Source organism: Rhodococcus sp. O3 (genome assembly GCF_048897285.1).
GTDB lineage: Bacteria > Actinomycetota > Actinomycetes > Mycobacteriales > Mycobacteriaceae > Rhodococcus.
In genome coordinates this window covers 20,906-47,745 of record NZ_JBMBTE010000022.1, presented here as the reverse complement: position 1 = coordinate 47,745, position 26,840 = coordinate 20,906, and the positions used below count along the sequence as shown (strand labels likewise).

27 protein-coding genes are annotated in these 26,840 nt (G+C 65.8%); 17 read left to right on the top strand and 10 right to left on the bottom strand.

The features are described from left to right. The first annotated feature begins 2 nt into the window (after positions 1–2). The 14 genes from ACN675_RS09365 to ACN675_RS09300 all read left to right on the top strand — a co-directional run bounded on the left by ACN675_RS09365 (position 3) and on the right by ACN675_RS09300 (position 14,238). On the top strand, positions 3–251 hold the full coding sequence (locus tag ACN675_RS09365; protein WP_420750595.1) for an acyl carrier protein: 249 nt from the start codon (positions 3–5) through the stop codon (positions 249–251). Then, the gene (locus ACN675_RS09360; RefSeq protein WP_420750594.1) at positions 248–1,438 is read left to right on the top strand and encodes an acyl-CoA dehydrogenase family protein; all 1,191 of its coding nucleotides are present in this window, start codon (positions 248–250) and stop codon (positions 1,436–1,438) included. Before ACN675_RS09365 ends, ACN675_RS09360 begins: the two co-directional genes overlap by 4 nt. Further along, the gene (locus ACN675_RS09355; RefSeq protein WP_420750593.1) at positions 1,435–2,385 is read left to right on the top strand and encodes an amino acid--[acyl-carrier-protein] ligase; all 951 of its coding nucleotides are present in this window, start codon (positions 1,435–1,437) and stop codon (positions 2,383–2,385) included. The genes ACN675_RS09360 and ACN675_RS09355 overlap by 4 nt, the downstream gene beginning before the upstream one ends. Further along, on the top strand, positions 2,382–2,612 hold the full coding sequence (locus ACN675_RS09350; protein ID WP_420750592.1) for a DUF1839 family protein: 231 nt from the start codon (positions 2,382–2,384) through the stop codon (positions 2,610–2,612). Before ACN675_RS09355 ends, ACN675_RS09350 begins: the two co-directional genes overlap by 4 nt. Beyond that, positions 2,609–3,463 carry a glycosyltransferase family 2 protein gene (locus tag ACN675_RS09345; RefSeq protein WP_420750591.1) on the top strand — a complete coding sequence of 285 codons (855 nt, stop codon included), beginning with the start codon at positions 2,609–2,611 and terminating at the stop codon, positions 3,461–3,463. Before ACN675_RS09350 ends, ACN675_RS09345 begins: the two co-directional genes overlap by 4 nt. Beyond that, a complete protein-coding gene (locus ACN675_RS09340; RefSeq protein WP_420750590.1) occupies positions 3,460–4,431 on the top strand; it encodes a glycosyltransferase family 2 protein in 972 nt (323 codons plus the stop codon). The genes ACN675_RS09345 and ACN675_RS09340 overlap by 4 nt, the downstream gene beginning before the upstream one ends. Further along, on the top strand, positions 4,428–5,729 hold the full coding sequence (locus ACN675_RS09335; protein ID WP_420750589.1) for a glycosyltransferase family 2 protein: 1,302 nt from the start codon (positions 4,428–4,430) through the stop codon (positions 5,727–5,729). The genes ACN675_RS09340 and ACN675_RS09335 overlap by 4 nt, the downstream gene beginning before the upstream one ends. Beyond that, entirely contained in the window at positions 5,726–7,489 is a 1,764-nt protein-coding gene (locus ACN675_RS09330) for a serine aminopeptidase domain-containing protein (RefSeq protein WP_420750588.1), read from the top strand. Before ACN675_RS09335 ends, ACN675_RS09330 begins: the two co-directional genes overlap by 4 nt. Positions 7,490–7,608: 119 nt before the next feature. Next, positions 7,609–8,877, top strand: a complete 1,269-nt coding sequence (locus tag ACN675_RS09325; protein ID WP_420750587.1) for a lipopolysaccharide biosynthesis protein — start codon at positions 7,609–7,611, stop codon at positions 8,875–8,877. A gap of 19 nt (positions 8,878–8,896) precedes the next feature. Then, positions 8,897–10,138, top strand: a complete 1,242-nt coding sequence (locus ACN675_RS09320) for a hypothetical protein (RefSeq protein ID WP_420750586.1) — start codon at positions 8,897–8,899, stop codon at positions 10,136–10,138. A gap of 2 nt (positions 10,139–10,140) precedes the next feature. Next, positions 10,141–10,812 (top strand): DUF998 domain-containing protein, encoded by a 672-nt coding sequence (locus tag ACN675_RS09315; protein ID WP_420750585.1) that lies wholly within the window; start codon positions 10,141–10,143, stop codon positions 10,810–10,812. A gap of 112 nt (positions 10,813–10,924) precedes the next feature. Continuing rightward, complete coding sequence (locus ACN675_RS09310; RefSeq protein ID WP_420750584.1) at positions 10,925–11,281, top strand: hypothetical protein; 357 nt, start codon at positions 10,925–10,927, stop codon at positions 11,279–11,281. Next, positions 11,274–13,382, top strand: a complete 2,109-nt coding sequence (locus tag ACN675_RS09305; RefSeq protein WP_420750583.1) for a hypothetical protein — start codon at positions 11,274–11,276, stop codon at positions 13,380–13,382. Before ACN675_RS09310 ends, ACN675_RS09305 begins: the two co-directional genes overlap by 8 nt. 100 nt (positions 13,383–13,482) lie before the next feature. Beyond that, complete coding sequence (locus ACN675_RS09300; protein WP_420750606.1) at positions 13,483–14,238, top strand: glycoside hydrolase family 16 protein; 756 nt, start codon at positions 13,483–13,485, stop codon at positions 14,236–14,238. On the opposite strand, the gene ACN675_RS09295 is transcribed toward ACN675_RS09300, so the two are convergent. Continuing rightward, positions 14,229–14,630 (bottom strand): helix-turn-helix transcriptional regulator, encoded by a 402-nt coding sequence (locus tag ACN675_RS09295; protein ID WP_420750605.1) that lies wholly within the window; start codon positions 14,628–14,630, stop codon positions 14,229–14,231. The two genes, ACN675_RS09300 and ACN675_RS09295, sit on opposite strands and share 10 nt — an antisense overlap. Positions 14,631–15,529: 899 nt before the next feature. Further along, positions 15,530–15,847: a hypothetical protein gene (locus ACN675_RS09290; protein WP_420750582.1), complete on the bottom strand. Its 318-nt coding sequence runs from the start codon at positions 15,845–15,847 to the stop codon at positions 15,530–15,532. 487 nt (positions 15,848–16,334) lie between these two features. On the opposite strand from ACN675_RS09290, the gene ACN675_RS09285 reads away from it, so the two are divergent. The 3 genes from ACN675_RS09285 (at position 16,335) to ACN675_RS09275 (ending at position 18,813) form a co-directional block, all read left to right on the top strand. Continuing rightward, on the top strand, positions 16,335–17,456 hold the full coding sequence (locus ACN675_RS09285; protein ID WP_420750581.1) for a globin domain-containing protein: 1,122 nt from the start codon (positions 16,335–16,337) through the stop codon (positions 17,454–17,456). A gap of 833 nt (positions 17,457–18,289) precedes the next feature. Next, the gene (locus ACN675_RS09280; RefSeq protein ID WP_420750580.1) at positions 18,290–18,457 is read left to right on the top strand and encodes a hypothetical protein; all 168 of its coding nucleotides are present in this window, start codon (positions 18,290–18,292) and stop codon (positions 18,455–18,457) included. Between the two features lie 86 nt (positions 18,458–18,543). Then, positions 18,544–18,813 (top strand): hypothetical protein, encoded by a 270-nt coding sequence (locus ACN675_RS09275; protein WP_420750579.1) that lies wholly within the window; start codon positions 18,544–18,546, stop codon positions 18,811–18,813. A 58-nt stretch (positions 18,814–18,871) separates the two neighbouring features. Here ACN675_RS09275 and ACN675_RS09270 read toward each other — a convergent pair whose 3' ends face one another. The 8 genes from ACN675_RS09270 to ACN675_RS09235 form a co-directional block, all read right to left on the bottom strand. Beyond that, a complete protein-coding gene (locus ACN675_RS09270) occupies positions 18,872–19,198 on the bottom strand; it encodes a hypothetical protein (protein ID WP_420750578.1) in 327 nt (108 codons plus the stop codon). 286 nt (positions 19,199–19,484) lie between these two features. Then, a complete protein-coding gene (locus ACN675_RS09265; protein ID WP_420750577.1) occupies positions 19,485–19,871 on the bottom strand; it encodes a helix-turn-helix domain-containing protein in 387 nt (128 codons plus the stop codon). A 2,107-nt stretch (positions 19,872–21,978) separates the two neighbouring features. Beyond that, on the bottom strand, positions 21,979–22,224 hold the full coding sequence (locus tag ACN675_RS09260; protein WP_420750576.1) for a hypothetical protein: 246 nt from the start codon (positions 22,222–22,224) through the stop codon (positions 21,979–21,981). Positions 22,225–22,677: 453 nt separating this feature from the next. Continuing rightward, entirely contained in the window at positions 22,678–23,433 is a 756-nt protein-coding gene (gene hutC, locus ACN675_RS09255) for a histidine utilization repressor (protein WP_420750575.1), read from the bottom strand. A gap of 408 nt (positions 23,434–23,841) precedes the next feature. Beyond that, positions 23,842–24,858: an IS481 family transposase gene (locus ACN675_RS09250; protein ID WP_420750604.1), complete on the bottom strand. Its 1,017-nt coding sequence runs from the start codon at positions 24,856–24,858 to the stop codon at positions 23,842–23,844. A gap of 216 nt (positions 24,859–25,074) precedes the next feature. Next, entirely contained in the window at positions 25,075–25,563 is a 489-nt protein-coding gene (locus ACN675_RS09245; RefSeq protein ID WP_420750574.1) for an OsmC family protein, read from the bottom strand. Next, positions 25,560–26,531: an FCD domain-containing protein gene (locus tag ACN675_RS09240; protein ID WP_420750573.1), complete on the bottom strand. Its 972-nt coding sequence runs from the start codon at positions 26,529–26,531 to the stop codon at positions 25,560–25,562. Before ACN675_RS09240 ends, ACN675_RS09245 begins: the two co-directional genes overlap by 4 nt. After that, positions 26,468–26,833: an aldolase/citrate lyase family protein gene (locus ACN675_RS09235; RefSeq protein WP_420750572.1), complete on the bottom strand. Its 366-nt coding sequence runs from the start codon at positions 26,831–26,833 to the stop codon at positions 26,468–26,470. The genes ACN675_RS09240 and ACN675_RS09235 overlap by 64 nt, the downstream gene beginning before the upstream one ends. Positions 26,834–26,840 lie beyond the last annotated feature (7 nt).

Below are 26,840 nucleotides of genomic sequence, written 5' to 3'. Positions count from 1 at the left end.
CAATGGACGACATACTTCGAGATGTCCGCAATGTACTTGCGCAGCAAGGTCGTTTGTCGGTCGATGCCATGACCCTCGACACCGGAGTCGACCTCTACACGGTCGGTCTGACGTCTCACGCGAGCGTCAATGTGATGCTTGCACTCGAAGAAGTCTTCGGCGTGGAGTTTCCGGATGAACTGCTGCGGCGCAGTACTTTCGAGTCGATAGCGTCGATCGGCGCCACCCTCGCCCGGATCGGTGCCGCATGATCGTCGAGAGCACCACGAGCCGTTTTCACCCGACCGCTGACGACAGTGCGTGGACGCCGGTCGATCACGCCAGGCGGATCGGCACGGACGTAGCCGCCGTCTGGGCAGACGACGTCGATCGCCGAGCGCGGTTCCCTCACGAAGCCGTCGATGCCATGCGCTACAGCGGCCTGCTCACCTGCGCGATACCGACCGCACGAGGCGGGCAGGGTCTCGCACTCGCCCAGTTGTGTGCAATAGCACGTGAACTCGGACGTCACTGCGCTTCGACAGCTCTGGTGTTCGCCATGCACCACAGCCAACTGCAGACCTTGGTACGGCATGCCGACACTCCGGCCCTGAGTGATTTCCTCGACGAGGTCGCTTCCAAGGCCTACCTTCTGGCGTCGGCAACCACAGAGGTCGGCACCGGGGGCGATACCGGGCGCAGCGGGTGTGCGCTTCAACCCGACGGTGCCCGGGTGCGCCTGACCAAGCAGGCTCCGGTGATCTCATATGGTGAATACGCCGACGCCGTGCTGGCCACCGCCCGCCGCACGGCGGACAGCACCCCCGACGATCAGGTTCTGGTGATCGCACGAAGAGGAGATTTTTCCCTCACGAAGACCGGTGCATGGGACACGATGGGTCTACGCGGAACGTGCAGTTCCGGGTTCGTTCTCACCCTCGAGACCGACGCGACCCTGGTATGGAAGACACCGTATTCACATATCAGCGCCGCAACCATGACACCCGCTGCGCACGCCCTGTGGGCGGCGGCGTGGCTCGGCATCGCCGATGCCGCGGCGGCCAAAGCCGGTGCCTGGCTGCGCTCGGCGGCCCGTAAACATGTCGGAACGTTACCTCTCGGAGCGTCACGCATGGCAAGCATTGCTGTGCTCCACCAACAATTCGCGGATTCTGTGAGAGCGTCGGCCGAACGGTTCGACACCGGTGACGCGGAGTCGGCGGCTCCGCCCCGAGCCGCATTGGCCACGAACACGCTGAAGATCACCGCATCTACCATGGTCGTCGACATCGTCGGACAAGCGCTGCTCGTGTGCGGCATCGCAGGTTACCGCGAGGACAGCGAGTACGCACTCGGCCGGCATCTGCGAGACGCCTACGGAGCCGCGGTAATGATCAACAACGACCGCATCCTGGCTGCATCCGCCCACCTGGCTCTCACCTATCGAGGAACGCTGTGACCACAACGGTTGTAGATCCCACATCCGTCGAGCCCACGCCACTCGAACTGGCACATAAGCAGTTTCGGCAAGAGCTCCTCGACGCCGGGTTGCTTTTCGACACCGGTGTGGCCGGTGTGTACGGCCGGGCGGCGGGATTCGAAGCGATCGTCGACGGACTCGACGGCCTGTTGACCTCGATGCGTCCCACCAATGCCCGGGTGCTGCGGTTCCCGCCGGTGTTCGCACGGCAGACGTTTGAAGCGACCGAATACATCTCCTCGTTCCCACATCTAGCCGGCACCGTGCAAACGTTCACCGGTGATACAGCCGACCACCGGGAGCTGCTGGCCGCCCGGGCCGAAGGGCGGGACTGGGATGGGTGGTTCGATCCGGCGCAGACCGTCTTGGTTCCGGCAGCGTGCCATCCGGTATATCCGCTTTATGCCGGCACCGTGAACAACCCGGGCGCGGTCGTCGATGTGCACGGGTACTGCTTCCGCCACGAGCCTTCCGTGGACCCGGCGCGCATGCAGTCGTTCCGGATGCGTGAATTCGTGAGGATCGGTGATCCCGACGTCACCGAACAGCATCGGGACGAATGGATCGCCCGCGCCCAGGGGGCGCTGACCGATCTGCGGTTGCCGTTCGAGACCGCGGGGGCGAACGATCCGTTCTTCGGCCGGGTGGGCCGGCTGCTGGCGGTCAACCAACGTGACGACGGCCTGAAGGTCGAGTTGGTGGTGCGCTTGTACGGCGATCTGGACGACGGTACCGCCGTCGTCTCTGGCAATTGCCACCGAGAGCACTTCGGTGAAGCGTTCGCCATCACCACGGCGGACGGCGCAGTCGCGCACAGCGCCTGCGTCGGCTTCGGCCTCGAGCGCCTTGCCCTGGGTTTGCTGCGGACCCACGGGCTCGATTTCGCACGCTGGCCCGAAGCGGTTCGGAAGCGGTTGTCGCTGTGAACGCTGCGCCGCCTGTGATCGCCCTCCGGCCCGACCAACACCGACCGCATCTCATCCACACCGGTGAGCGCATCTGGCCGGGGACGAATTGTTACATCGACGCCTGGGCCGAAATGCTACGGCGACAACCGCACGCCCCCAGCGGCCGCATCCGCTGTCTCAGTAGTGATGTCACCGTGCTCATCACGCCGAACGACCTGCCTCGAGACGAAGGACCATCCGTATGACACCGCAACTGCCCGCCATCGTGGACGCCGTGATTCCTGCGTCGCAAGTCGTACCCACCGACCCGGACGTCCTCCGGTCCGACATCGGTACCACCGAGGGTGCAAGTTCCCGCCCCACCGTTAGCCTGGTGATCCCGGCAATGAACGAGGCGAAGAACCTCCCGCACGTGGCGGAACAGATCCCGGACGGGATCGATGAAATCATTTACGTGGACGGGCATTCGGTGGACAACTCGATCGAGGTCGCCCGCTTGCTGTGGCCCGAGGCCAAGATCCTGACCCAGACCCGTCGTGGAAAAGGCAACGCGTTGGCGTGCGGATTTCGTGAAGCGACCTGCGCCATCATCGTGATGATCGATGCCGACGGGTCGACCGATCCCACCGAAATACCTGCGTTCGTCGACGCATTGGTTGAGGGCGCGGACTACGCGAAGGGCTCACGGTTCGTCGCCGACGGCGGAAGCTCGGACATCACCGTGCTCCGCAAGGCCGGCAACAAGGTTCTCAACACCCTGGTCAACTGGACCTTCAGATCCTCCTTCAGCGATCTGTGCTACGGCTACAACGCATTCTGGCGTCATCATGTGCCGGTGATGGGTCTTCCGGACGTCGACGCACCCGCAGCCCAGTGGGGCGACGGGTTCGAGATCGAAACACTGATCAACGTGCGCGTCGCAAAGGCAGGGCTGACCATCGCGGAAGTGCCGAGCTTCGAACACGATCGCATTCACGGCCGGAGCAACCTGAATGCTGTCCGGGACGGACTACGGGTGCTACGGACGATCGGCAAGGAAGCGCGCGCCGGACGTTCTTCCACACCGACTGCGACATCTCCGGCGGTGTCCCGATGACCTCGGTCGAGAGCACCGGGTACCGGCCCGTCCGGGTACCGATCACGTACTCGGTGGTGATCTGCGCCTATACGATGAAACGCTGGCCTTCATTGTGCCGGGCTGTCGAGTCGATCCGTCACCAAGATGCGCCGGTGCACGAGATTCTCGTCGTCATCGATCACTGCGAGGAACTCGAACGCACCGCCGCCCGACATTTCGAGTCCGATCCGAGGGTGCGGGTCCTGACCAATCGGTACGAGCGGGGTCTCTCCGGCGCCCGCAACACCGGGATCGAGGCCGCCGGTGGTTCCGTAGTCGCCTTTCTCGACGACGACGCCTGCGCCGACCCGAGCTGGTACCGCGTGTCGGCCGCGCACTTCGCCGATCCGAACGTGCTCGGAGTCGGCGGCCATGCTCGGCCGTCGTGGCCGCACACACGGCCTTCGTGGTTTCCTGCCGAGTTCGATTGGGTGGTCGGGTGCAGTTATGTCGGTCAGCCGGATACGGTTGCGCCGGTACGCAACTTCCTCGGCTGCTCAATGGCGTTCCGGCGCGAGGCGCTTGAAGCCTCGGATGGATTCGCACTCGGCATCGGCCGGGTTGGGACACTGCCGACCGGATGCGAGGAAACCGAACTGTGCATCCGGATCGCCCAGCACCGCAGCGACGCCGTGTTGCTGCTCGACCCCGGCATGCGGGTGACACACGCTGTCTCCCCGGAGCGAACCACGTTCCGCTACTTCCTGTCCCGCTGCTACCACGAAGGCACGTCGAAGGCCGTCATCAGCGGCACGGTCGGCCCTCGCGATGCGCTGAGCAGTGAACGTTCCTACACTCTGCACACGCTGCCCCGCGCGGTGCTGCGCGGTCTGTTGTCGCCGCGAGACGGCGGTGTGACGCGAGCCGCAGCCGTGTGCGCGGGCCTCGCTGTCACCGCCGTCGGGTACGTCCGTGGCTGCCTCACCCTGGCCAAGGTCACGAAATGAACCCTGCCGAAACCGAAATCACGCTGTCCCCGGTACTTCCCGGCGCTGTCGCGCCAACATGGCCGGAGGCCCGCTGGGTCGGCGAGCTCGACTACCACCGGCCCCCAGAGACCCGCTACTGCCTCGAAGGCTCGGAGGGCTACTCGTGGGCGCGGCTGCTCGTGCGTGACGGTCGTCGACTCCTCGGCTTCGCCGAGGTCCCCATCACCGACGGCGTGCTCGATCCCATCGTCCTCCACCGTGCGCTGGCCGATCTCTCCGCAGAGCCGTTGTCCTCCGCACCGTCCCCTCGAACGGGCGACGAACCGGGCCTGAGATCCGTCACGGTGGTCGTGTGCACTCGCGATCGTGCAGAGATGCTCGAGGTCGCCCTGCGGTCGATCCTTACGGGCAGCCACCCTCGGTTCGACGTCGTGGTGGTGGACAACGCTCCGAGTACGGACGCCACCCTGCAATGCGTCACCGATCTCGCTGATTCGCGGGTGCGTGTGGTGACCGAACCGGCACCGGGTCTGTCGCGCGCCCGCAACCGCGGCCTGATGTCCACCGACAGCGATATCGTCGCCTTCACCGACGACGACGTGGTCGTCGACCCGAACTGGCTCACCGAACTGGTGGCAGGATTCGACGCCGCCGACGATGTCGCATGCGTATGCGGCATCGTGCCCAGCGGTGAGTTGCGCACCCCCGCACAGATGTATTTCGACCAGCGCGTTGGCTGGGCTCGCTCGTGCCGAGACCGCACCTATTCGATGGACAGCCCGCCAGAGGACGTCCCGCTGTTTCCTTTTCAGGTGGGAATCTTCGGTACGGGCGCCAACTTCGCGGTCGACCGTAGGACGATCACCCGACTCGGCGGCTTCGACGAGGGCCTCGGCGCGGGCTCACCCACCGCAGGCGGCGAGGACCTCGACATGTTCTTCCGTGTCCTGGATGCCGGGCATCGGCTGCGCTACCAACCCAGCGCCGTCGTCTGGCATCGGCATCGCGACGAGAACTCCGCCCTTGCAGCGCAGTCGCGGGGGTATGGCCTCGGGCTCGGCGCGTGGCTGACGAAGATCGCGCTCGACCGGCGCACGGCCAGGCGGGCGGTGCACACGACGATCGTCAACGCTCGAACCTTCCTCGCCCTGTCTCGCCGCATGTCGCGCGATGCTCGACCGAAGGCCGAACTGTCCCCGCTGCTGCCTCCCGGGGTCGGGACCATCGAACTGTTGTCGATTCTCCGTGGGCCCGCAGCGTACGCGCGTGCTCGGCGGCAAGGTCGTTCGGCCACGCCGTTGCAGAGTCTCCGGTGAACGATCTCGGCCACCGACTCACCGCGGCCTTCGACAGTCCGTCCGTCCGCCATGCAACCTGGCTCGGGCCCGAGCGGACCCCCCTGAGCGCGGTGATCGACACCCCGGCCGGTGGGCTCTGCCGCGGCGCGGTGGTGGTGTGCCCACCGATCGGCAAGGAACACGTCGACGCGTATCGCGCGCTGGTGGCGCTCGCGCAGAAGTTCGCCACCAAGGGTTTGCTCGTGGTGCGCTTCGACTACCGCGGCACGGGCGACTCCGCTGGAGAGCAGGACGATCCCGCTGCCGTGACCGGCTGGCTCGACAGCATCGTCGCCGCCGTCGAATACGTACGCGCCGCCGGCATCGAGGAGATCACCCTGCTCGGGCTGCGGGTGGGCGCGCTCCTCGCTGCCCGAGCGGCCGCGGCCTGCGGACCGGTGCACTCGATGGTGCTGTGGGATCCGGTGGTGCACGGACGCGGATATCTGCGCAGATCGGGCTCCTTGTACCGGCTCGCCGTGAGCGAGGAGACAGGAGACGGCCGCGTCAGCATCGTCGGTGCAGTGCTGCACCCGGACGCCGCGCACGCCCTTTCGGACCTCGACATGCGACGGATACGGCGGACGCAGCCATTCCCGGTGCTCATGGGCGTTCGTGACACCGAGATCGGCCGTGCGGATGTCCAGCACGTCATCGGCGAGTGGGACGCCGAGCATGTCGTGGTGCACGAGTACGACCTCTTCCTCGAGCCGACGGATTTCGCGGTCCGCATTCCGTTCGCCGATCTCGACACCATCGCTACCTGGGTGTCTGCACATCACGGTCGGCGATGGTGCGTCCCCGCTCTGCAGCTTCGCGACTCAGCGGTCGTCGGACATGCCGACGACGGCACCGCTGTCGTCGAAACGTTCTGCCGGATCGGACCACACCGGTTGTTCGCAATCCGAACCCAGTCGGCAATCGACACGCATTCCTCGACCTTCACACCGCGCCCAACCCTGGTGCTGCACGCAACGGCCGCCGAGCACCGCATCGGCCCGGTCCGGTTGTGGGTCGACACCGCACGCACACTGGCCCGGTACGGGGTCGACTCGGTCCGATTCGACCGTCGAGGCGCGGGAGACACCGGCATCGTCCCCGACGGGGAACACACCACCCTCTATACCGACGAATCGAAGGAGGACGCGCTCGCGGTCGCGGAGGTGGCTGCGCACACCGGGCCGGCCGTGCACGTGGGCATGTGCTCGGGCGGATGGCACGCGGCCTACGCTGCACTGCACCACGAGACGCGCAGCGTCGTGATGATCAATATGCTCGACTGGGCATTGGTACGCCGCGTGGCGGTCCGGCAGGCAACGCTGGCTGCATCGACGGACCACTCCACGGTGACCGCCATGGTGTGGCGAGTGCTGCACCGCCACGCGGACACCGTGAAAGCCGCTCTGCGTGTTGCGGTGCCGTACCCCGGCTGGATGTGGCTGGCGCGTCGAGGTCTGCTGCAGGTGCCGGAGGTTCTCCTGTCGGCACTGCACCGGCGCGGGGTGGATACCACCGTGCTGCTGTCTCCCGACGACTACGCAGCCTTCGTCGACAACCACGGCACTGAGTCGGTGGATCGATTGCGGCGCCGTGGTTGGACCGGGGAAATCCGCACCTACCCCGCGGGTGACCATTCGCTCTACAGCACCGGCCTGCGTGAACAGGTCGGCCAGGATCTGATCGCCCGAATAGTGCAGACCGTCGGCATCCGAGCCGAGGTGCAGGCCGAGTCACGATGACGTCGACGCACCGCCCGCAGAGCAAGCCCCGGCATCGGGCCGGCACCGGTGGCCGACACCGCGCCGCACCTGCTCTTCCGACACCCGGGCGTAACCTCCGACTGAACTCGCTGGCATTGATGGCGTCGAGCGCGATCACCGGCCTGCTGGGACTGGTCTTCTGGGCGGCGACAGCGCGTCTGTTCCCCGCCGACCAGGTCGGCATCGCATCGGCATTGATCTCGAGCGCCATCATGCTCTCCACCCTGTCGAATCTGAGTCTGGGGGCGATGTACGAACGGTTTCTGCCAGTCTGCGGAAACCGGGCGGGCAGACTGCTGGCCCAGGGGTTCGCCCTCGTGACCGCGTTCGCGCTGCTACTGGCCGTCGGTCTGATCGTTCTCGGTCCACGAGACACGCTGTTCGAGAGCGACACGTTGATGCTCGCCTACCCGGCGCTGGTCGTAACGCTGGCGGTGTTCGCCCTGCAGGACCAGACCGTGTCCGGGCTCGGGGTGGCGCGCTGGGCCGCGTGGAAGAACACCGCCCATGCCGCAGCGAAACTGGCGGCAGTGATCGCGTTGGCTTGGACCGGATCGGCACTGGCCATCCTGGCATCCTGGGGTGCGACCGCTGCGGTCGCGGCGTTGACAGTGCTCCTCGCCATGCGCGCAAAGGTCGTCGCCGATCCGCGATACGCGCGGGACCCGGCACTGCCGCCGCGTCGAGAGTTGAAGGCCTATTTCTTTTCGTCGTACGGGATTTCGGCACTAGGATCGTTGGCACCGCTGGTGGTGCCGCTCGTCGTGGTGTCCCGGATCGGCGCGGAAGCCAACGCGTACTTCGCCGTGGCATGGTCTCTCGTCAGCGGGCTGTTCATCATGGTCCACCTGATGGTCGGCCCGTTCGTCGCGGAAGCAGCCGCTCATCCGGACAAGGTCGTCGCGCTCTCCGGACGGTTCGTCCGGACCGTTACCGCCCTTGCCGTAGTCGGGGGGGTGGGCATGGCCGCCGCCGGCCCCCTGGCCCTTGGACTCGTCGGAGATTCCTACCGCGAGAACGGAAGTCCGATTCTGTATCTGGCCTCCGCGTTCGTTCCCCTGTCGGTGGTCGGAGCCGTCTACTCCGGCCTGGCCCGTGTGTATCGGCGGATGACGTTGGCCGTAACAACCCAGTGCATCTCCACGGTCGTCATCATCGTCGGCAGCATTGTCCTCACCGACGCGATCGGCGTGGCGGGCGTGGGTTGGGCGTATCTGGTGGCCGAACTCGGCACCGCCGTCATCCTGATCGGACCGTTGATCTCCTGGCTCAGCCGTCTGCGCAATCGAGCCCGGTGGGAACAATGGCTGGCCGCCAAGTACCCACAGCAACAGCCCCGATGGAAGGTGAAGCATGTTCAGGCATGAAATCAGCGCACGCGACCGAATGCGCAGCGACGGCAGGATAATCACTGTGCTCGGGCCCGCGCGCCTTCCGTCGGCCGAACACATCACTGCTACCGCAGCCCGTTTGATCCACGCAAGCGCCGGCCGCACGCCACTCGGCTTCGTTCCCGACCCGGCGAACTCGCGCTGGCGCTACGACCCGGTGCGCTTCGCACCCGTCGTCGAGGTTGTCGAGCCGTGCACCTACGAGACAGTGCCGCAGAAACTGGTGGAGTTGGCCCGAACCATCGACTCGGCAATACCGTTGCGCATCGTCCTTGCGGGCGAATACCTCTTCGTCGATCTGTGTCATGGACTCGGAGACGGCCGTCTGGCGCTACTGCTGCACAGTCACCTGGCACGCCCGGCCACAGACACGAGCCCTCCCGCATGGGCGTCGAGCCGATCACTGCGGGCCCCGGCCTCTCGCGCTGCATTCCGTGCGGCAGTGACATGTCCTTCCCGGCTCGGTGCCTTGTGGCGCGTGGTCACCTCTCGGCTGGCGAGCGCCACGCCACCTCACCGCCCCGACCCCGTCGAGAGGCCGTGGCATCGCTCTCCCGCGGTCGTCACCGCCTCGGCAGGACCGGAACTGTTGGATACACTGCGTCGCCGACGCGACCGTGACGCGCCGCATGCGTCCAGTTCGGCGATCCTGTTCGCGGCCGTCGAACGCGCCGCCCGCGCTCACGGACTGTCGCTTGCCTCGAGCATCGACGTACTGGTCGATTGTCGCCGCTACCTTCCTATCAACGCGGTCGTACTGTCGAACTTCGTTTCGGCCATGGGAGTGAGAACCGCAGACAACGGTGACATCAATCACTTGGGTCGGGCCATGGCAGACGCCCTCGCCGTGGGTCAGCCGCTGGTTGCATTGGCACTCAGCACCGCCAAGTACCGCCGGGCAGTTGCCCGAGGCCGGGTACCTGCGGTGGCCCACAGCGTGCCCTCCCGTCCATGTGCACACATGGTCTTCTCCGATCTTGGTCAGGTCGAATCGGTGCTGGATCTGGATTGGACGGCCACGCCGGATCGGCGCTTCGCCAACGCCCTCAGCGAACCGGCCCACCCGGAATCCATCGTCGTCACGATCGTGCGCCGAGGACGACATCTCGACGTGACCGCCTCGTTCCACGACAACGTCTTCGCACCGGGGACGGTGCAGGCGGTCCTCGACGAAGCCCTCGCGGTGCCCTCGACGCTCTGGAACGACAAGCCGGTGGACACCGAGGAAAGGATCTGAGCATGACGACATCCGTCGCGCTCCGACGTCGCGCCCCGCGAATCTGGATGTTCGCCGCACTGCAGTTCTTGGTCGTCGAGTTTCTCGTCGCAGGATCGTGGCGGGGGCACTACAGCTACTCGTATCACTTCATCAGCGATCTCGGAGTGCCGTTCTGCGGGCCGCAGGGCGAAAGACCGTGCAGCAGCATGGCCGCATTGCTCAACGGGTCGCTACTGGTGGTGTCAGCGGCGTACGTCTCGATCGCGATCCTGTGGCGTGCCAGGTTGCGTCCGTATCCGTTGGCCGCGACCTTCGCGGTGGCCGCCGGTATCGGTGTTGCAATCGTGGGATCGGTGCCGTCGAACACGATCTGGGCGGTGCATTCGCTGGGCGCCACGCTGTTCTTCGTGTTCGGATCGCTGTTCACGCTGCTGTGCGGCACCGCAGGCGTCCGCGTCGGGATGCGTGGGCCGGGCGTCGCGGCTCAGGTGATCGCCGTCGTGGGTTTGACCGGATTCTTCTGTTTCACCTACAGCTGGGATCTCGGTCTGGGGACCGGAGGTATCGAACGGGTGGTTGCGTACAGTGCGCTTCTCGGTTTTGTGCTCGGGGTGTATCTGCTGGACCGCCTTCCCTCCGCCCCGGCTGCCGAGAACCTCGGGGGCACGGAGACGGTTGCGGGGAGCAGTTAGCGTGCGTGCAGCCAGCTATCGCCGTCTCGGCGCCGCGCTCACCGGGTGCCTCACACCGACCGCAGTTCTGGGGGTTTCGGTTGTGAGCCGAGGACACTCACCACCCGAGTCGGTGCTGCTGTTCGACGACTTCGACGGGCGGGTAGACAGTGCCCCGAACACTGCCGCCTGGCGGTACGCGCACGGAGATGGCGGGTGGGGTAACGACGAGGCACGGGTATACCCCGCCCAGCCGGCCAACGTCCGACTCGACGGACACGGTCATTCGGTCGTCGAGGAGCACTCGACCCCAACAGTGCACACCTTCCGCAGACCCGACCTTGCCTCGGACGCTATGTGGGTGTTCGACAAACCACCCTTCTTGCTGCTCAACGTCGCCGTGGGCGGGCGATGGCCGGGGCCGGCAGGACCGGACACCGCATTTCCCGTCACCATGGTGACCGATTGGATCGAAGTCACCGATGCATAGACTCGAACCGGATACCCGTCCGATCCACCTCACTCCGGTCGGTGCCGGCTACGACCTTGTAGCTACCGGCGCCGTGTTCTGCGGTGTGCTGGCGTTGGTTCCCCTTCCCGCGGGAGTCCGTGCCGTCGCGCTGGCCGCGTTCGTTCTGCTCGGTCCCGGCGGGGCGCTGATGGCGTGGTTGCGGTTGCCGCGTGCTGCCGCGATCGCGGTCACCCCCGTGGTGGGATTGGGTGCGGTGACCGCGACGACAGCCGTACTCGCCTGGACGCACCGATGGCCCCCGATTCCGCTGCTGGTGCTGCTCATCGCGACCGTGCTGGCCTCCACGTGGCGTCACCAGTATGTTGCCGGAGTCGACCTCATCGCCTTTGTCGGGATGAGCGTTGCGCGGACGCGGCCGGCGATCATCGCGGCGACGAGTTCGGTTCGGACGAACGGACCGCTCTGGTTCACGGTCACAATGCTGGTGCTGTGGGTGTGCGCGCTTCCGATGATCGACAGTGACGGATACTCCGGCTTCGGGCTGTTGTTCCTCGGTTCCGGGCCGGTGCTGGCGATCAGCCTTGCCGGTATTGCCTTCGCTTTCGTGGTCGCGCTGACGGAGCACCGGTTGGGGACCACCGCGGTCACGGTGGTTGCTGTCATCGTCGTGAGCCGCGTAACCCCCACACTTGTCACTGATGTGCCGATTTACGGGTGGACCTACAAACATGTCGGGGTCGTCGACTACATCCAGCAATACCAGCAGCTCCCGCCCGAGAACGTCGACATCTACGGCCAATGGCCTGCGTTCTTCACGGCTTTCGCCTGGTTCGGGGATCTGACCCACATTTCCACCCTGACGGTGGCGCACTGGTTCGCCCCGGTAATGCATCTGATGATCGCCGTGCTTGTGGCCGCCATCTGTCTACTGGTGGGTTTCGACCGAATGGCCGCGGTGACTGCCGCGATGATCGCCGAACTGGTCAACTGGGTAGGTCAGGACTATTTCGCTCCGCAGTCGCTCGCCCTGGTGCTGGCACTGGGAGTGGTGGCGCTGCTGGTGATCGCGCCCGCGTTCCCGAGCGCCGCCATCGTATCGATCGCGGTGTTCGTTGCCCTTGTGCCCATGCATCAGCTCACCCCGTACTGGGTGTTTGGCGTGGTCACGCTGTTGGCACTGCTCAAGAAGGCACCGTGGTGGATTCCGGTTCCGTATCTCATGGTGTTGCTCGTGTATCTGATTCCGCGGTTGTCTGCGGTTGCCCCGTACGGGTTGCTCTCCGGCTTCAATCCCGTCGAGAACGCCACCAGCAACGTCACCGTCGTCGGCACAGTCGGTAAGATATTCACCTCGACGGTCTGCAGATCGCTGTCGGCAGCGGTCATTCTCGCCGCCGCAGTCTGCGCGGTACTTCTGTGGCGTTGTCGCCAACCGATGAGAATTCCCACCGTCATGGCCTTCAGCTCGTTTGCCTTGTTGGCCGGCCAGAGTTACGGCGGGGAAGCCATCTTCCGCGTGTATCTCTACGCCGTACCGGGAGCGGCGATCCTCATCGCCCCGATGCTGGTCCGGCTGATCACCTATCGTGGATCCGCTCGGTTCGGGCAGCACACCGGCCGCATCACTGCGACCATCGCGGTCGTCACTGCCGCAGTCGCCGGTGCACAGGGCTATTTCGGTCTGTGGTCGCTGATCGTCGGGTTTCCCTCGCAGGTCACCCTCGCCGAACGTCTGCTCGCCCAAGCGCCGGCAGACTCGGTGATCATGTCGTTGTATCCGGCCGGGCTGCCCACCCGAGTCAGCGCCGACTACGTCAAGTTCGCCGAAGTCGAAAAGAACTTCGACCAGCCCATGCTCAGCTACGCGAACGAGTTCATGGAGAACTTCCCCCACACCGGCCAACTCGATGCACTCTCGCACGGTGCTGCGGCCCGAGACAGTGAATCGTTCATCATCCTCAGCGAGCAGGGCGCACGCGCCATCCACTACTACGGATACCTGCCGCCCGGCGCAGTCGACCGATTCGACGAACAACTGCAGGCGAGCGATGTGTGGACCGAATGGTTCTCCGACGAGCACACCGTCGTATTCCGGTATATCGGTCCGCGACACGAATAGGTCGCTTCGATGTACAGCAGGCGCAACAGGCAACAATCGGGTCGTGATCCGAATCGAACGTTGGCGTCTTCTGCTCGCTGTCTCTTGTGCTGCGTCGTTGATGGTGATGATCGCTCAGCCGGCGAACACTCAGCCCACTTTCCCGGGATACACGTTCGTCGGCAGCGACGAATTCGACGGCCCCGCCTGGTCTGCACCCAACCCCACATTCTGGGATTACGAGGTCGGGGGTGGTGGTTGGGGCAACAACGAACAGCAGGTTTACACAAGCAACCGCGAAAACTCAAGGCTCGACGGTGACGGGCGACTCCTGATCGAAGCTCGGCGCACATGGTCAGGGTTCACGTCCGCGCGCCTGGTTACCCGCGACAGATTCGAATTCACCTACGGCGTTGTCGAAGCTCGAATAAAGGTTCCCGCAGGCAAGGGGCTACATCCCGCATTCTGGACCCTCGGCAGCAACATCCACGAAGTCGGCTGGCCCGCCTGCGGAGAAATCGACATCCTCGAAGTCATCGGCGACGGGTCACGCTACCACGCCGGAGTGCACGGCCCCACCGGCGACTCCGAACGATGGGAACGGTCGGTCGATGGCACCATCGGCGCAAACCTGTCGGCCAGCTTCCACGACTACGCCCTGATCAAAGCGCCGGGGAGCATTTCCGTGGCAATCGACCGGCAGATCATCGGCACTGTCACCGCCGCCGATCTCACCCCGGCAGAACAGTGGGTGTTCGACGCACCCGCATACCTGTTGCTCAACGTGGCCGTCGGCGGCAACTGGCCGGGCCCAGTGGATTACACCACCCCTTTCCCGGCGACGATGGCTGTCGAGTGGGTCAGGTTCTATGCATGACGTCGCCTACAATCATCACCATGGCCGAAGACGATGCGGTGTGCCGGTGCGGCCATTCGAAGCAGTCCCATGAACACTTCACTCGCGGCTCGCATTGTGCGTGGTGCAAGTGCCCACACTTTCACAGGCAGCGATTCGCGCGTCTGATCGCAGCCCTCCGCCGCAACTGAGCCTGCGCCCCGGAACTTCCACGTGCGGGGTGCAGTGTCATCTTCGAGACGTCGTCTGCCGAGAGAACCAGGATCTCGTATGTGCGCGCCGGTCGAGTCGTCGAGAGCCAGCCGACAGGCGGCAGCGATGGCGTCCTTGCGTGAGTGCACGCCGAGTTTGCGACAGAGCGTACGCATCTGGGACTTGACGGTGTTGATGCTGAGGAATTCGGCCGCAGCGATCGACGCTGTGGTGCCCCGTGGATCAGGGCCTCAGGACAGCAGTTCCCGAGGGGTCAGTTGCACTACCCTCTGGTAGCCGGGAAAGTCCGTGGACTGCACGGCGAGTCGAGAAATGTCCACGGTCACATCCATGCCGGGCGTGGTCAGCCCCTCCAGCAGCGCCGCCGGGGCAGAGTAAACGGTCGCAATATGCCCTACCGGCGCGACAAGGCGACCGCACGCCTCAGATGGCGTTGTGCCCGGGGCCGGTCCCCGACCGCGGAGACTGCCGCAGCGCCGATCACCGCGAGTTCCATCGACTCACGAACGATGCCGTCCGGATCGGTACATCGCTGGTCGACGATTTCCTCGGCACCGGCTGGATCGGCGGTCAGCAATCGGATCCGGGCGCGGACCGGAGCGGTCGGTGATGGGTCCTTCCATCGGCCAGCCGTGCTGCCTGCTCGACATGTCCGCAGGCCAATTGCAGGTCCGCGCGCACGGCGTCGAAGCGTTTAGGGACAGGCCGTCGCGGAGCTCCGGGTAGCGCTGAATCTGGGCGTCGAGGTACCCCCATGCGTCTGCCGACATCCCGCGAGCAGGGCGTACTGTCCATGCTCGTAGAGCACGAAAGCCCAGAACTCCTTGTTGCCGGCGCGAGTGCCGAGTTCGGTGAGAATGTCCGGCGCCGCCTCGGCATCGAGCCTGCCGAGTGCCCCAGCGCCGCGGCGACGCGACCGGCAGTGCGCACCAGCTCGTCACTCTCGCCCGGACGCGGAAGATGCCGGAGTTCCTCATCCATCCACACCTGCGCGCCAGTGCAGGCGCCGCGCAGTGCTCGACCGACGCGAGCTTCCGTACGGCATCGCGCTCGACGAACGAGCCGACTCCGACGCTGTGTGCACCACGGAACATTGTCGTCACCTCATCGGCTCGGTCGACGAGGATGTAGGGATGCCGATATGGAGGTGATAGAAGGCGGGGGCGTGCCGGACGCGGCCGTCGAGGTCCTCGAACACCGGTACAGGATCGGACAGACAGCGGCCGCCTCGGTGAACCGGACGCCGATCCGCAACGTCACCGCGCGCGATGGTTTCGGCAGGCACCGGTGACGCCGGCGGATGGTCACGATCGTCGGATGCGTGTCGGCGATCGCGGTGGGGATGCGTTCGACCAAGCGCGTTGCCGAGGGTGTCGAGAAACCCGCCAATGTACAGCTCCGTCAAATGCTCGTCCATGATCCGCAGGGCCTGCTGCCAGTGCCGGCCTTCGACAGCATGAGCCAGCGCCGAATGAGGATTGCCACCCTCGAATCACTGCGCCCCGGAGTGGCATCGCGTCCCGCGACGGTGGTATGTCGAGAACGACGGGCGTCCCCGCGGATGTGGACACCAGTTCCTCTGCGGCAGTGGCCACCCAGGCACAGCACCGCCAGTCCGGCCGCTGCACCGACCGGGTGGCCACGGTGCCCGCGTGGCTGGGATGCCCCCAACTGCTGAGCGGTCATCGTCGGCGGCCACAGTCCGGGACCGGATGCGAGGGTGTTGTCGTACGATGTGGCGCGACGACCGGATGGGGGTCGATCGCGTGTTCTGCTGCATACCCGCTCGTTTCGAGCAGACGTCCGTATGAGTCGAGGAGTGACCCATTCTTTCATCCACGTCGCGGCCGATCGTCGAGACGACTCTTCCCGTCGTCGGGGCCCACATCGGCGAGATCTCCGAGGTGTTCTACGCCAGGCTGTTCGCCGCGGTCCCCGAGCTCGGCACGAACCTGTTCAACCGGTCGAATCAGGCCGACCACACCCAACAGCAGGCACTGGCCAGTTCCATCGCTGCGTTCGCGAGCCTGCTCGTGACCCACCAAAGCACCGACATCGACGCGATCATGGCCCGCATCGCCGCCAAACACGCATCGCTGGGCGTGACGGCCGGCCTGTACGAGATCGTGCGCGAACATCTGTTCGCCGCCCTCGCCGAGGTGCTCGGCGACGGCCTCACCACCGAGGTGGCCACCGCGTGGCACGAGGTGTACACGCTGATGGCCAACTCACTGGTCGAGCAGGAAGCGCGCCTGTACCAGCACGCCGGGCTCGCCCCCGGGCAGGTGTGGCGGCCCGCCGTCGTAACCGCCCGCGAATACGACGGCGCCCATGCCGCGACACTGTCCCTTCGACCCGCCGACGAGCGGCCCTTCCCGGTGTATCTGCCCGGCCACTACATCTCGGTGCGGGTACCGTTCGTCGACGGCACCGAGCAGATCCGGCAGTACACCTTGACCCGCGGCCTCCACCGCGGTGAGTGGGCCCTGTCGGTCAAACGCGTGCCCGGTGGGCTCGTGTCGCCGATTCTCGTGGACCAGGTCGAGGCCGGTCACCAGCTGACCGTCTCGCATCCCTTCGGCAGTGTCGTGATCGACAGTGGCAACGCGCCGCTGCTGCTCGTCTCGGCAGGGATCGGGATCACCAACACCATGGCGGCGCTGCAACACCTCGTCGCACAGAACTCCGGTCGGCAGGTGACCATCGTGCACGTGGAAAGCTCCGCATACGAACACGTACGGCGCGTCGAGTTCAGCGAGCTGGTGGCAATGCTGCCCCACGCACAGGTGCACCTGCGCTACACAGAGTTCGACAGCATCCACGACGACGGCCGCAACCCGCTCACCGGAATCTCACTGCCGGCACACGCGCACACCTACGTGTGCGGCCCAGTGGACTTCATGCGCTCGATCCGTACCCGGCTGATCAACGCGGGCCTGCCCCCAGAATCGGTGCATTTCGAGGCCTTCGCACCCGGATCCTGGCTCGGGCTCGAGCACGAGCACGAGCACGAACCCGTGTCGTAACAGGGCGCCTGGCCTGGGACAGACAGAGCCACGCGGGCGAGCAGTCGGAGACAGATCCCGGAACAACAGATCCAACCGGCCCGCGCCACTCGAGGATGGCGGTGCGCCCCTGCTGCCGCATCGGAGGAAGCGACAGCACACCACCGTCCTCGGCGCCGACATCGCCCGGCCCATCCCCCGGTAATGATCATCCGCGAACGATAAACCCGCCGGTGACGATCGATCTCCGTTGCTCCTCGAGGCACTGGCCCCACCGCCCACCCCGGGAGATCCGGCCCCCGGCCGGCGAACTCGGACGTGGGTGTTGTCCGCTTGCTGGTGGAAGTCCATTATTCGGATAAGAGCTATTGGTCTGAGCGGTTCTTGATGCCGGGGTACCTGAGACCATTCACTGCCATCCACCACTTGATGGGTACCCTCTCTGGGGCCTCGTCCAGTCGGTCGCCATGGCATCCGGGCTCATTCCTGCGGTCTCGGCCCGATTCATGGTGTTTGACTGTCCGTACGATGTGATGGATGTGCGATCGGTTGAAGCTCGCGGCTCCGATCCGCAACGTGCGGTTGTGGCTCACCTGGGGGGCGACAGTGGTTGCCCTCCTCATCACAGATGCGTCCACCATTCCTCGGGTGTTTCCTAACGACCCTTGCGACTCCGCTCTCCCCTTCGCGTCCGAGCTGGGACTGCATCTGTCCGGCGACGACAATGTCGTCTCCTGCGAATGGCACTCGAGCTTCCCGGACTCTTCCGGAACTGTCATGGTGCGTACCGCGTCATACGCCACGCGAGATGCCTTGCTGGAGCGGTCCGGAGCCAGGAGCTTTACCGATGGAACGTGAGTATCGACGACGGCCCGTTCCGCGAAGAGGTACGCAGACCGAACCTCGAACGCAGCGAGCAGGTGTACACAGCCACCGCACCGAATGGCCACCAGCTGAGAATCAGCTATGACGAGCATGTGGAGTCCGGACTCCTGCTCACAGTGCGGGCTATCCAGGTGTGACTACTCTTCCTACCTCATCGCATCCCGTTAACGAGCAGTAAGTACACAGCATATTTGAGACTTCGCCGGAGCGCCGGACGAGTTCGATGCTTGCGGGACGTTGCCTCTGCGCAAGTGATGCCGACCGAACCCCACCCGAAGGGAGACTGCTGGCTGCTGGCGCGCTCACCTACGCCGGTGTCACCGAAGCGATCACCGGCGGCATTCGGCAACAGGACCCCGACAGCTGCACACCGTTACTGTCCGCACTCGAGACCCTCCCGTTCACGACGCCGTTCGCCGTGATCGCCGGTGCCAACATGTGGGTACTCGCCCTCCCTGGACACGCGGACCCCGACATGGGGCACAAGGCTTGAAGCTACCGCAATCGACCGCCGGTATCATCTTCATCCCGTCACGGACGGGAACTGTTCTTCACACCTCGCGTAGCAGAGCCACCGCATCATTCATCTCGTAGCGGTCCACCAGCAGCGCCAAAACCTCCTCGACACTCATCGGTGGGTTCCCCAGACGCTCGGCCATCGTCTCCACCGCCTGCCGCGCCACCAGCGGCGACACCGCGACGGTATCGGCGGCAAAATGGGCAGGAGACACGACCTGAATATGCTTCGGCACAAGATTTTCCGGGAAATCTCTGAAGTTGCATGTGACGATGACACCCGCCCCACCGACAACCGCGGCCGCCACCACATGCTCGTCGTCGGGATCGGGCGGACCGTAGGAACGTCCAGCGGCTCCCATCCAGTCACCACCGCATCTTCGAAGGCTGCGCGCATCCGCCCCACCGGACGGGCCGCGGCAGCAGCCGCAGTCGCGGCACCGCTTCCGCGACCCTCGAGCTTGGCCGCCTCGTGGTGCTCGAGCTCTTCCACGATCGCGTCCGACCACAACGGCCGATACAGACCCGCGATCGCCAAGAACAACAGGAAGTCGCGTTGTCGGCTGAGCCACAGCACGGACGTGTCGAGAACAGCAGCGAACCTCCGCGCAGTGTAACGAGCCTCGGCGACGAGACGCGCCGCCGCGGCTACGCGGTCGTGCTGCGGGCCCGCCGATGCGCCGCCACGGCCTTACGGGCAGCTTTCAATTGCTCGGTGACCGCCTCGGGATCGTCTTCGTCGACGAGGGCCACGGACGTGGCAGCCAACGCTTCGTACTGCTGCGCGCGGCGCCGCTGCTGGTAGTCGAGGACATCACGCAGCACCAGCCGGTGCCGGGTACCGACCTTCTCTGCCGGCAGCAGCTCCCCCACCGAGATCAGCCGTTTGACGGTCGGTCGGGTCACTCCCAGCAGATCGGCTGCCTGCTGGGTGGTCAGTTTCGTGGTGTGCAGAGCGACGGTGACCGCTCGTCCGGCCTGCAGCGCCGAGACCACCTGTTTGAGGATCGCGTGCACCTCGGTCGGCAAGGGCACCTGGTCCCCTCGTCCGCGCCGACGAGCAGGTACCGCGGTTCCACCCGGTCACCGAAGCGGCGTTCGTGCGCGTCGAGGAAGCTGATCACGTCGGCGAGCCGGTCACCTTCCTCGGGCTCCGGGAGATACGTGCGCTGCTCCAACGCCTGCGTCATGTCTTCACCCCTCCGCTTCGAAAGAAGACGTAACACCCTTTCGACCCTTTCGAAAGGGGAGGACCATACCAGCCGATACACACTTTAGGCCGCCGTACGGCGGCCCTCGGAGAACATCAGCTTGTTCGCCTCGACCTGCGCATCCAGGTCTGTTCGGTCGACCACGGCCTGGAAACCTACCTCGGTCAGTCCCGGTTCCAGTCGCCGATAAAACTCGCGTTTCGCCGTAGCCGACCCCTTGACCACCACCAAGTGGTATCGGATCGCAGATGTCCGCGTGATCTGAAGACCGAGGAAGATTGACAGGGCCGCTGCGCCGATGACGTGGGATAGGCCCAGTACTACCGAACATCCCCTGCATGCTCGGCGTACTGGACCCGTGGCCAATCGTGACAGGATTGACCTTCTCGCGGTAGCCCCATTGGGGAGAAACGGGCCCCGTCGGCTGATGCAGGGGACGCCGACGGGGCCTGTATCGCCGCGCAGGGGATGGCGGCGATACTGTGGATTGAATCACATCGCAGCAGCGGGCGGTAGCTGCGGGTAGGGTCAAGCCCCTTGTCGCGCAGCTAATCTCGTTAGGCAAAAACTGAGCAGGAAGTCTCGTTCTCGCGGAATCTACCCGGCGCGGTGCGTGGGCATTTGGCGCCGCCCAGACGACGGCGCCTTGCGTGTCGCGGGCGAGCTTGAACTATGTTGACGCTCGCCATCCTTCCCCCCGACGACGAGTGAACTTCTCCAGGTGAACTTGACGCCGACCAGGTTGTCCCGAACCGGTTCGGTTCCTGCGCGGTCGGTCGTCCCCGAAGCCGACTGACGTCTGCGACACCGAAAGCACCCCGCCTCCAGGCAACCTAGACGGAGCGCTTACGGGCATCCGAGCCGGGCCCGGCGTGCGCGGCAGGTAGACGTGTGGCCTATCGGGTGCCCGGATGCGGCCCTGAGCGATGAATCCGACGATCCCGAACCACACGATCCACAGCGGCCACCGGGCGCGAAGGACAGCGAGAACAGCACCCGTGCTGATCGTTACGGCGATGCCGTAGTTGCGTCTGAGCATTGGTCATCTCGTGGGTGTTGTTCTATCGACTACGACATCCCCGACTGCAGAGCACCCGCCTTTCGGAAGGGGCTTCCCGGGATGCAGCCCTTCTGCGCGCTGGCCTGTTCTGTCCGATCACCTGGTGGCTGTAGATACCCACCCCCGATCGGTCTCTACGGCTGCTCTGCGCCCCGTCTCCCCTCAGAACGCCGGAGGCGGGGCGCCCTCTGCGCGTTCGGGCAGGCCTCACCGCCGTAGACTTCCGGTGGCTGCAACCTGCTGCACATGTCGCGTCCGAGCGGCCGATTCAGCGCTCCGCTTCTCCCAATCAGGCGAGACACCGCCAGTGACGAGAAGCGGGACTAAGGCCAGTACTGCCGAGCATCCCCTGTGTGCCCGGCGTACTGGACCAGTGTCCAATCGGACATAACCGAACTGTACCTCCGGCAGGCACGAAACAGAAGAGACCCCGTCGGCGGATGTGGGGGGTGCGCCGACGGGGTCCTGTATCGCCACACAGGGGAATGGTGGCGACCGATGGATTAGATCACAAAGCCAGTCGGATTACTAGGAGTCGGGTCCGCGAAGTCCCTTGCTCTGCAGATAGTTTCGTTCGGTAACAAATAAACCGGAGGTCTCACCTCCGCAGAAATCAACGGGCGCGCTGCGTGGAAGCGGGGGGGCGCCCCCCGACGGCGGCGCCTCCACGTGGCGATGGCGGGTGAGACGTGCGACGTCACCCGCCATATTTCCCGGCGAGCACCAGTGAACTTCTCCGGGTGAGCGTGGCACCAGCCTGATCGTCCCAAATGGAGTCGGTTCCTGCGCGGTCGCGTCCACTGAAACCAGCTGCCGCCCGTTTGGGGCGGTCCGGCGGCTGCCGTTGTCGCGGTACTGACGCGGTGTGCATTCACCCGGCCATCCCGGCAGCGTTGCTGCCCACGATGCAGTCGAGGCGGTAATGCGCCCTCACCCCACAGCTGCAGGAGATGGTGAGCCGCCACTGCGGCGGCACCGTGAACGGCTCCGCCGGCTCGACGCCACCGGCGCGCAGGATCTCGTCGAGATGGCGTGTGCACCAAGCAAGTTTCGTCCGCGTTTTGAACGCTGCCAGCTGGTCGTATCCTGCCGTCGCGCAGCGCTGCGTCTTCGTCATCGATGCCATCTACGTCCCCAGCCCGCACACGGCCCGACTCGAACCACATACCGACCGGCGGCGCGATAGACGACGCCGACTCCGCCAGTGGGGACGCGCGAACCTGGTCGAAGTCGAGTTCCGCAATCCGCGCAGCGAGTTCAGCGAGCGACTGGCCGAAGCCGCCGGGGCGTTCCGTCCCGCACGCTGCTGATGGAGAAACACCTTGCCATCCACGACGCCATCCTCAACCGCGCTCCGGAGGCGGCCATGCGCGCCGTCGATGATCACTTCAACACACTTCCGCGCTGCACCACCTAACGGATACTGTGTTCGCTCTTCGATATTCGGCGCTGTCCGAGCGCGCTGCCAACAATCCAACCAGCTGAACCAGGTCCTCGGCCGATTCGCTGACTCGCTCGACGCCACGGTCCGGGTCGTTCCTCGAGGCGCACCGAGTCCGTGCATGGGCCCTCAGCGGTTGAACGTCCCTTCGAGGCGGCTGCGCGAGCCCGGGTGGATCAGCCGCGCCACACTCACCAGGCCGTGCGCAGACCAGGTGCGGCGACGGATCAGCAGGCACGGTTCGCCGCGCTCGATCTGCAGCAGCCGGCACTCCTCGGGGCTGGCGAGGACAGCCTCGACGACGTGCTCACCGCGCACGAGTGGCGCGACGCGGCTGAGGTAGTCATTGGGTGTGATGGAGGTGAAGTCTTGGTCGAGGTATTCGGGCGCCTCGGCCGGGTTCACCAGTCGGTCCTCCACCTGGATCGGCTTATCGTCCTCGAAGTGAACCAGCGCCGAGTGGAAAACCTTGGTGCCGAACGTATCCCGAAGGAATGCCTGCGAGGGGTCGGTCTCCTCCTCTCGAACGAAGACGACCTCGGTGCGGTGCCGGTGTCCGCGCTCTTGGATCTCGTCGGCGATGTTCTTGACCTCGAACAGCGGGGACGGCGTCTTGGTGCTGGCGACGAACGTGCCGATGCCCATCATCCGGACGATCAGCCCCTCGGCGGTCAGCTCGCGCAGCGCCCGGTTGATCGTCATGCGGGACAGGCCCAGCGCGTTGACGAACTGGTTTTCGGAGGGCAGCTGATCGCCCTCCGACCAACGGCCCGAACGAATCTGCTCCGCGACGAGCTTCTTGACCCGTTCGTACGCCGGTACGGACTCCCCGCCTGCCTCACCGAACAGCGCGGCAAGTTCCGCATCGACGTCAACCACTGCCATCCGCTGCATCCGTTCCTCGAGAGTCCCGCCGTTTCCTACGCCTACTCGGCCCCATGCAGTTTACCGACAAGCACCTTCGGCTCCGACGACGCGCGATCGCGCCAGCATCGGCGACGTCGATGCGGTACCTCCGAGCTCGGTCGAGGATCGCCTCTGCCGCACGCAGGCGCGGAAGATAGCTGCCGTCGATGCTGTCGGGGAGCCGCGCGAGTAGCTCCCGGGCGCGTTGCACGTCGTCCGGGCTCGGCGCAAACTCGGTGTCGATCACCGGAGCGTGGTCCGGTTTCACACAGAGCATCCCGCCCATACCGGTCGCCAGGGAGCGACGGCAGTGGGCGCGCAACCCGTCGACGTCGGCTGCGAGAGACGGACCGTCGATCGGGGCCGGTAAACCGGCCGAACGGCTGGCTAGTTGTATGAGGCCAGGACGTTGTTGACGCGTGACGGTGTCGCGGATGCTGGCGGCTTGCCGTCGTGCGCGCCGTGGGGCCGGTGGTAGTTGTAGTGCAGGTTCCAGGTCTCGAGCGCTTTCTCGCGTTGGTGCTCTGAGGTCCAGGTCCTGGCGTAGAGGAACTCTTCGGCGAGGATGCGGTTGTAGCGCTCGACTTTCCCGTTGTGCTTGGGCGTGTACGGCTTGGTCCGCCGGTGCTCTGCGCCGTTCAGGGCGGCCGCGAACGCGCCGGAGCGATAGCAGGCGCCGTTGTCGGTGATGATCCGCTCGATCTTCACGATCCCGTGCTTGGCGAACCATTCGCGGGCGCGGTTCAAGAACGCGACGGCGGTGGCGGCCTGTTCGTTCTCGAGCGACTCGGTGTACGCCAGGCGGGTGTGCCCGTCGATCGCCGAATGCAGGAAGACGTACCCGGCCCTGGCGCCGCGAGCCTTGGTGCGGGCCACGGCCTTGGCATGCTCACTGCCTTTGCCGTGGATGCGCCAGCCGCCGCCGTCGGGGATGCGGCCGACCTTCTTCACGTCCAAGTGCACCATGTGCCCGGGGTGCTTGGCGGTGATCGACTTGACCTCCCGGTTCGTCTCGCCGTTCGGGTCGATGAACCGGCGGCGATTCAGCCCGAGCTGGGCCAGGTGTCGGGTGATCGTGCGCCGACTGACTGGGGTTCCTTCTCCGCGTAGCTCGAAGGCGATGCGGGAGGCGGACCACTTGCTCTCGCGGCGCATCGCCTCGATCCGCGCGACCGTCTCGCCGGGTGTCGCGGTCGGCTGCCGGACCGGAGCCGACGAACGGTCGAGCAGCCCGATCTCGCCGAACTGCTTGTATCGGTTTACCCACTTCGACGCGGTCGCGCGCGAGATGCCCATCTCGGCTGCGACGTGCGCGATCGGGCGAGTGCGGCAGCGCTCGACGAGCCGCTTGCGGCCCTCTGGTGTGAGTGGGGCGTTGCGGTGACTGGGCCGCGGTGCGTTCATCACGTCTGCGACCGCCGGGTCAGCGCGTCAGGCGGCGCTTCGCTGCCGCTCGGCGGTAGGTCCAGGCGGCTTGCCCGAGCGCGGCGAACGCTCCTTCAAGGCCGGGTGGGAGCTTCCGGACAGGGATGTGCCCCGTCTGCTCGTCGCAGTAGCGCGGCCAGAGCGCCCACGTGAACGAGGCGACGAACCCGGCCCAGCGGGAAATAGCCAGGGCGATCATTCGAGCACGGCGGCGGGTTGCTCGACGTGCACGACGACCTCATGGTGGATCGGCGTCTTGATCGAGCGGGCAATGAAGCAGTAGTCGCCCACCTGCTCGTGCAGCTCTGCCGCCACTGCGGGGTCGCTTTCGGCGGTGATCGTCATGGTCGGGTGAAGGGTGACGCTCTCGAACTGCCCGGCGCCGCTGACCTCCTCGATCATGACGCCGCTCGGGCGGTCCTCGTAGCCGGTCACGATCACGCCGGCCCGCGCGGCGAGGTCAAGATACCAGAGCATGTGACACTGCGCGATCGAGGCGAGGTAGAGCTGCTCAGGGTTCCAGCGGGTGGGATCTCCGCAGAAGGCGGGATCGGATGATCCGAGAATCAGTGCAGGGCCAGCGGCGGTCACCTCGTGGTCGCGCGAGTAGGCGCGCCGGGAGCTGGTACCGGTGCCGGTGTTCCCGGTCCAAGTCATCCCGATCTCGTAGTTGTGCGTGGTCATGGCGTGCTCCTCGTCTCAGATCGGTTCTCATTCAGGGCGTCGCGGGTCGCGAACGCGTGGGCTTCCACCGCGGCCCGCGCCCCGGGGGCATCCCCGCTGCGAAGCGCGTCCAGGATGACCTCGTGCTCGGCATGCACCGCCGGAGTGCGCTCAGGGGCTTGCAGGCTGCGCCGGGTGCTGATGACGATCTGGTCCCACCAGCGCTCCAGCGTGCTGCTGATGACCGGGTTGTCCGCAAGAGCCGCCACCGCCTCATGGAACGCGCGGTTCGCCTCAACAGCGCGGGCGAGATCACCGCAGACCGTCAGCTCGTGCGTCTCAGCGGCCAGCGCCTCCAGCGCTGCCAGACGGGCCGGGGCGACCTCTCCGCCGGCCACACGCTGCGCGGCCAGGAACGCGGCCCAGCCCTCGAGCCCGGCACGCGCCGAGTACAGCTGCGCAAGCTCGCCCGTGCTCAGCATCCGCAAGCGGATGCCGCGCCCCTGCGCCCGCACCAGCCCATCACTCTCAAGCCGCTGCAACGCCTCCCGCACAGGAGTGCGGCTCACCCCCAGCTGCTCGGCCAGCTGCGACTCGGCCACCCGCTCGTCCTCGCGGATGCCGCCCGCCATCACCATCGCCCGCAGCGACTCGTAAACCGTCACCCGATCAGTATTGCATGCAATAACAACTACTGCATGCAATAAGTCAGGACTCAGAATCACCTGCGCCAATCGGGCGGACGCGTCAACAACCTCCTGGCCAGCAACAGCTAGTACCAGATGGGCCCGCGCCCCCATGACCGTCACCGAATCGTCCGTCGCCGCGGTGTCGTACCGGAAGTCGCCTGCCAACCGCGTCAACGACTTCGTGTGTGCGATCGACACCGCCTCGAGCACCCCGGTGGCGGATTCCACGAGGCCGATCAAACCCCCGCCGAGCCGGGCCACCGTCGCGTCCACCTGCTCCGCCGACTCGGTCTTCGCCAATACGACCCCGAGAATCCCCGGACACCGCGTCGCAAGATCGAGATCGACACCCCAATCCGCGGTGGTAGCCGCGTTGACGCGGATCCATGCCCGCCCCCGCGCCCTGCCCAGTCGTGGATGTCGTCACGGGCACGGGCACGCTCCGCGGGCGCGACGTCGTCCTCGAGATCGAGAACGACGGCGTCGGCGCCGTATCCCCCGTCCTCGAGTGCGTGGGCGCGAGTTCCGGGTACCAGCAGCCACGAACGCGCGTCCGGGGCGGGAGCCGCGTCGTGAGACAGACCGGCAGGATGGGAGTTCACGATGGTG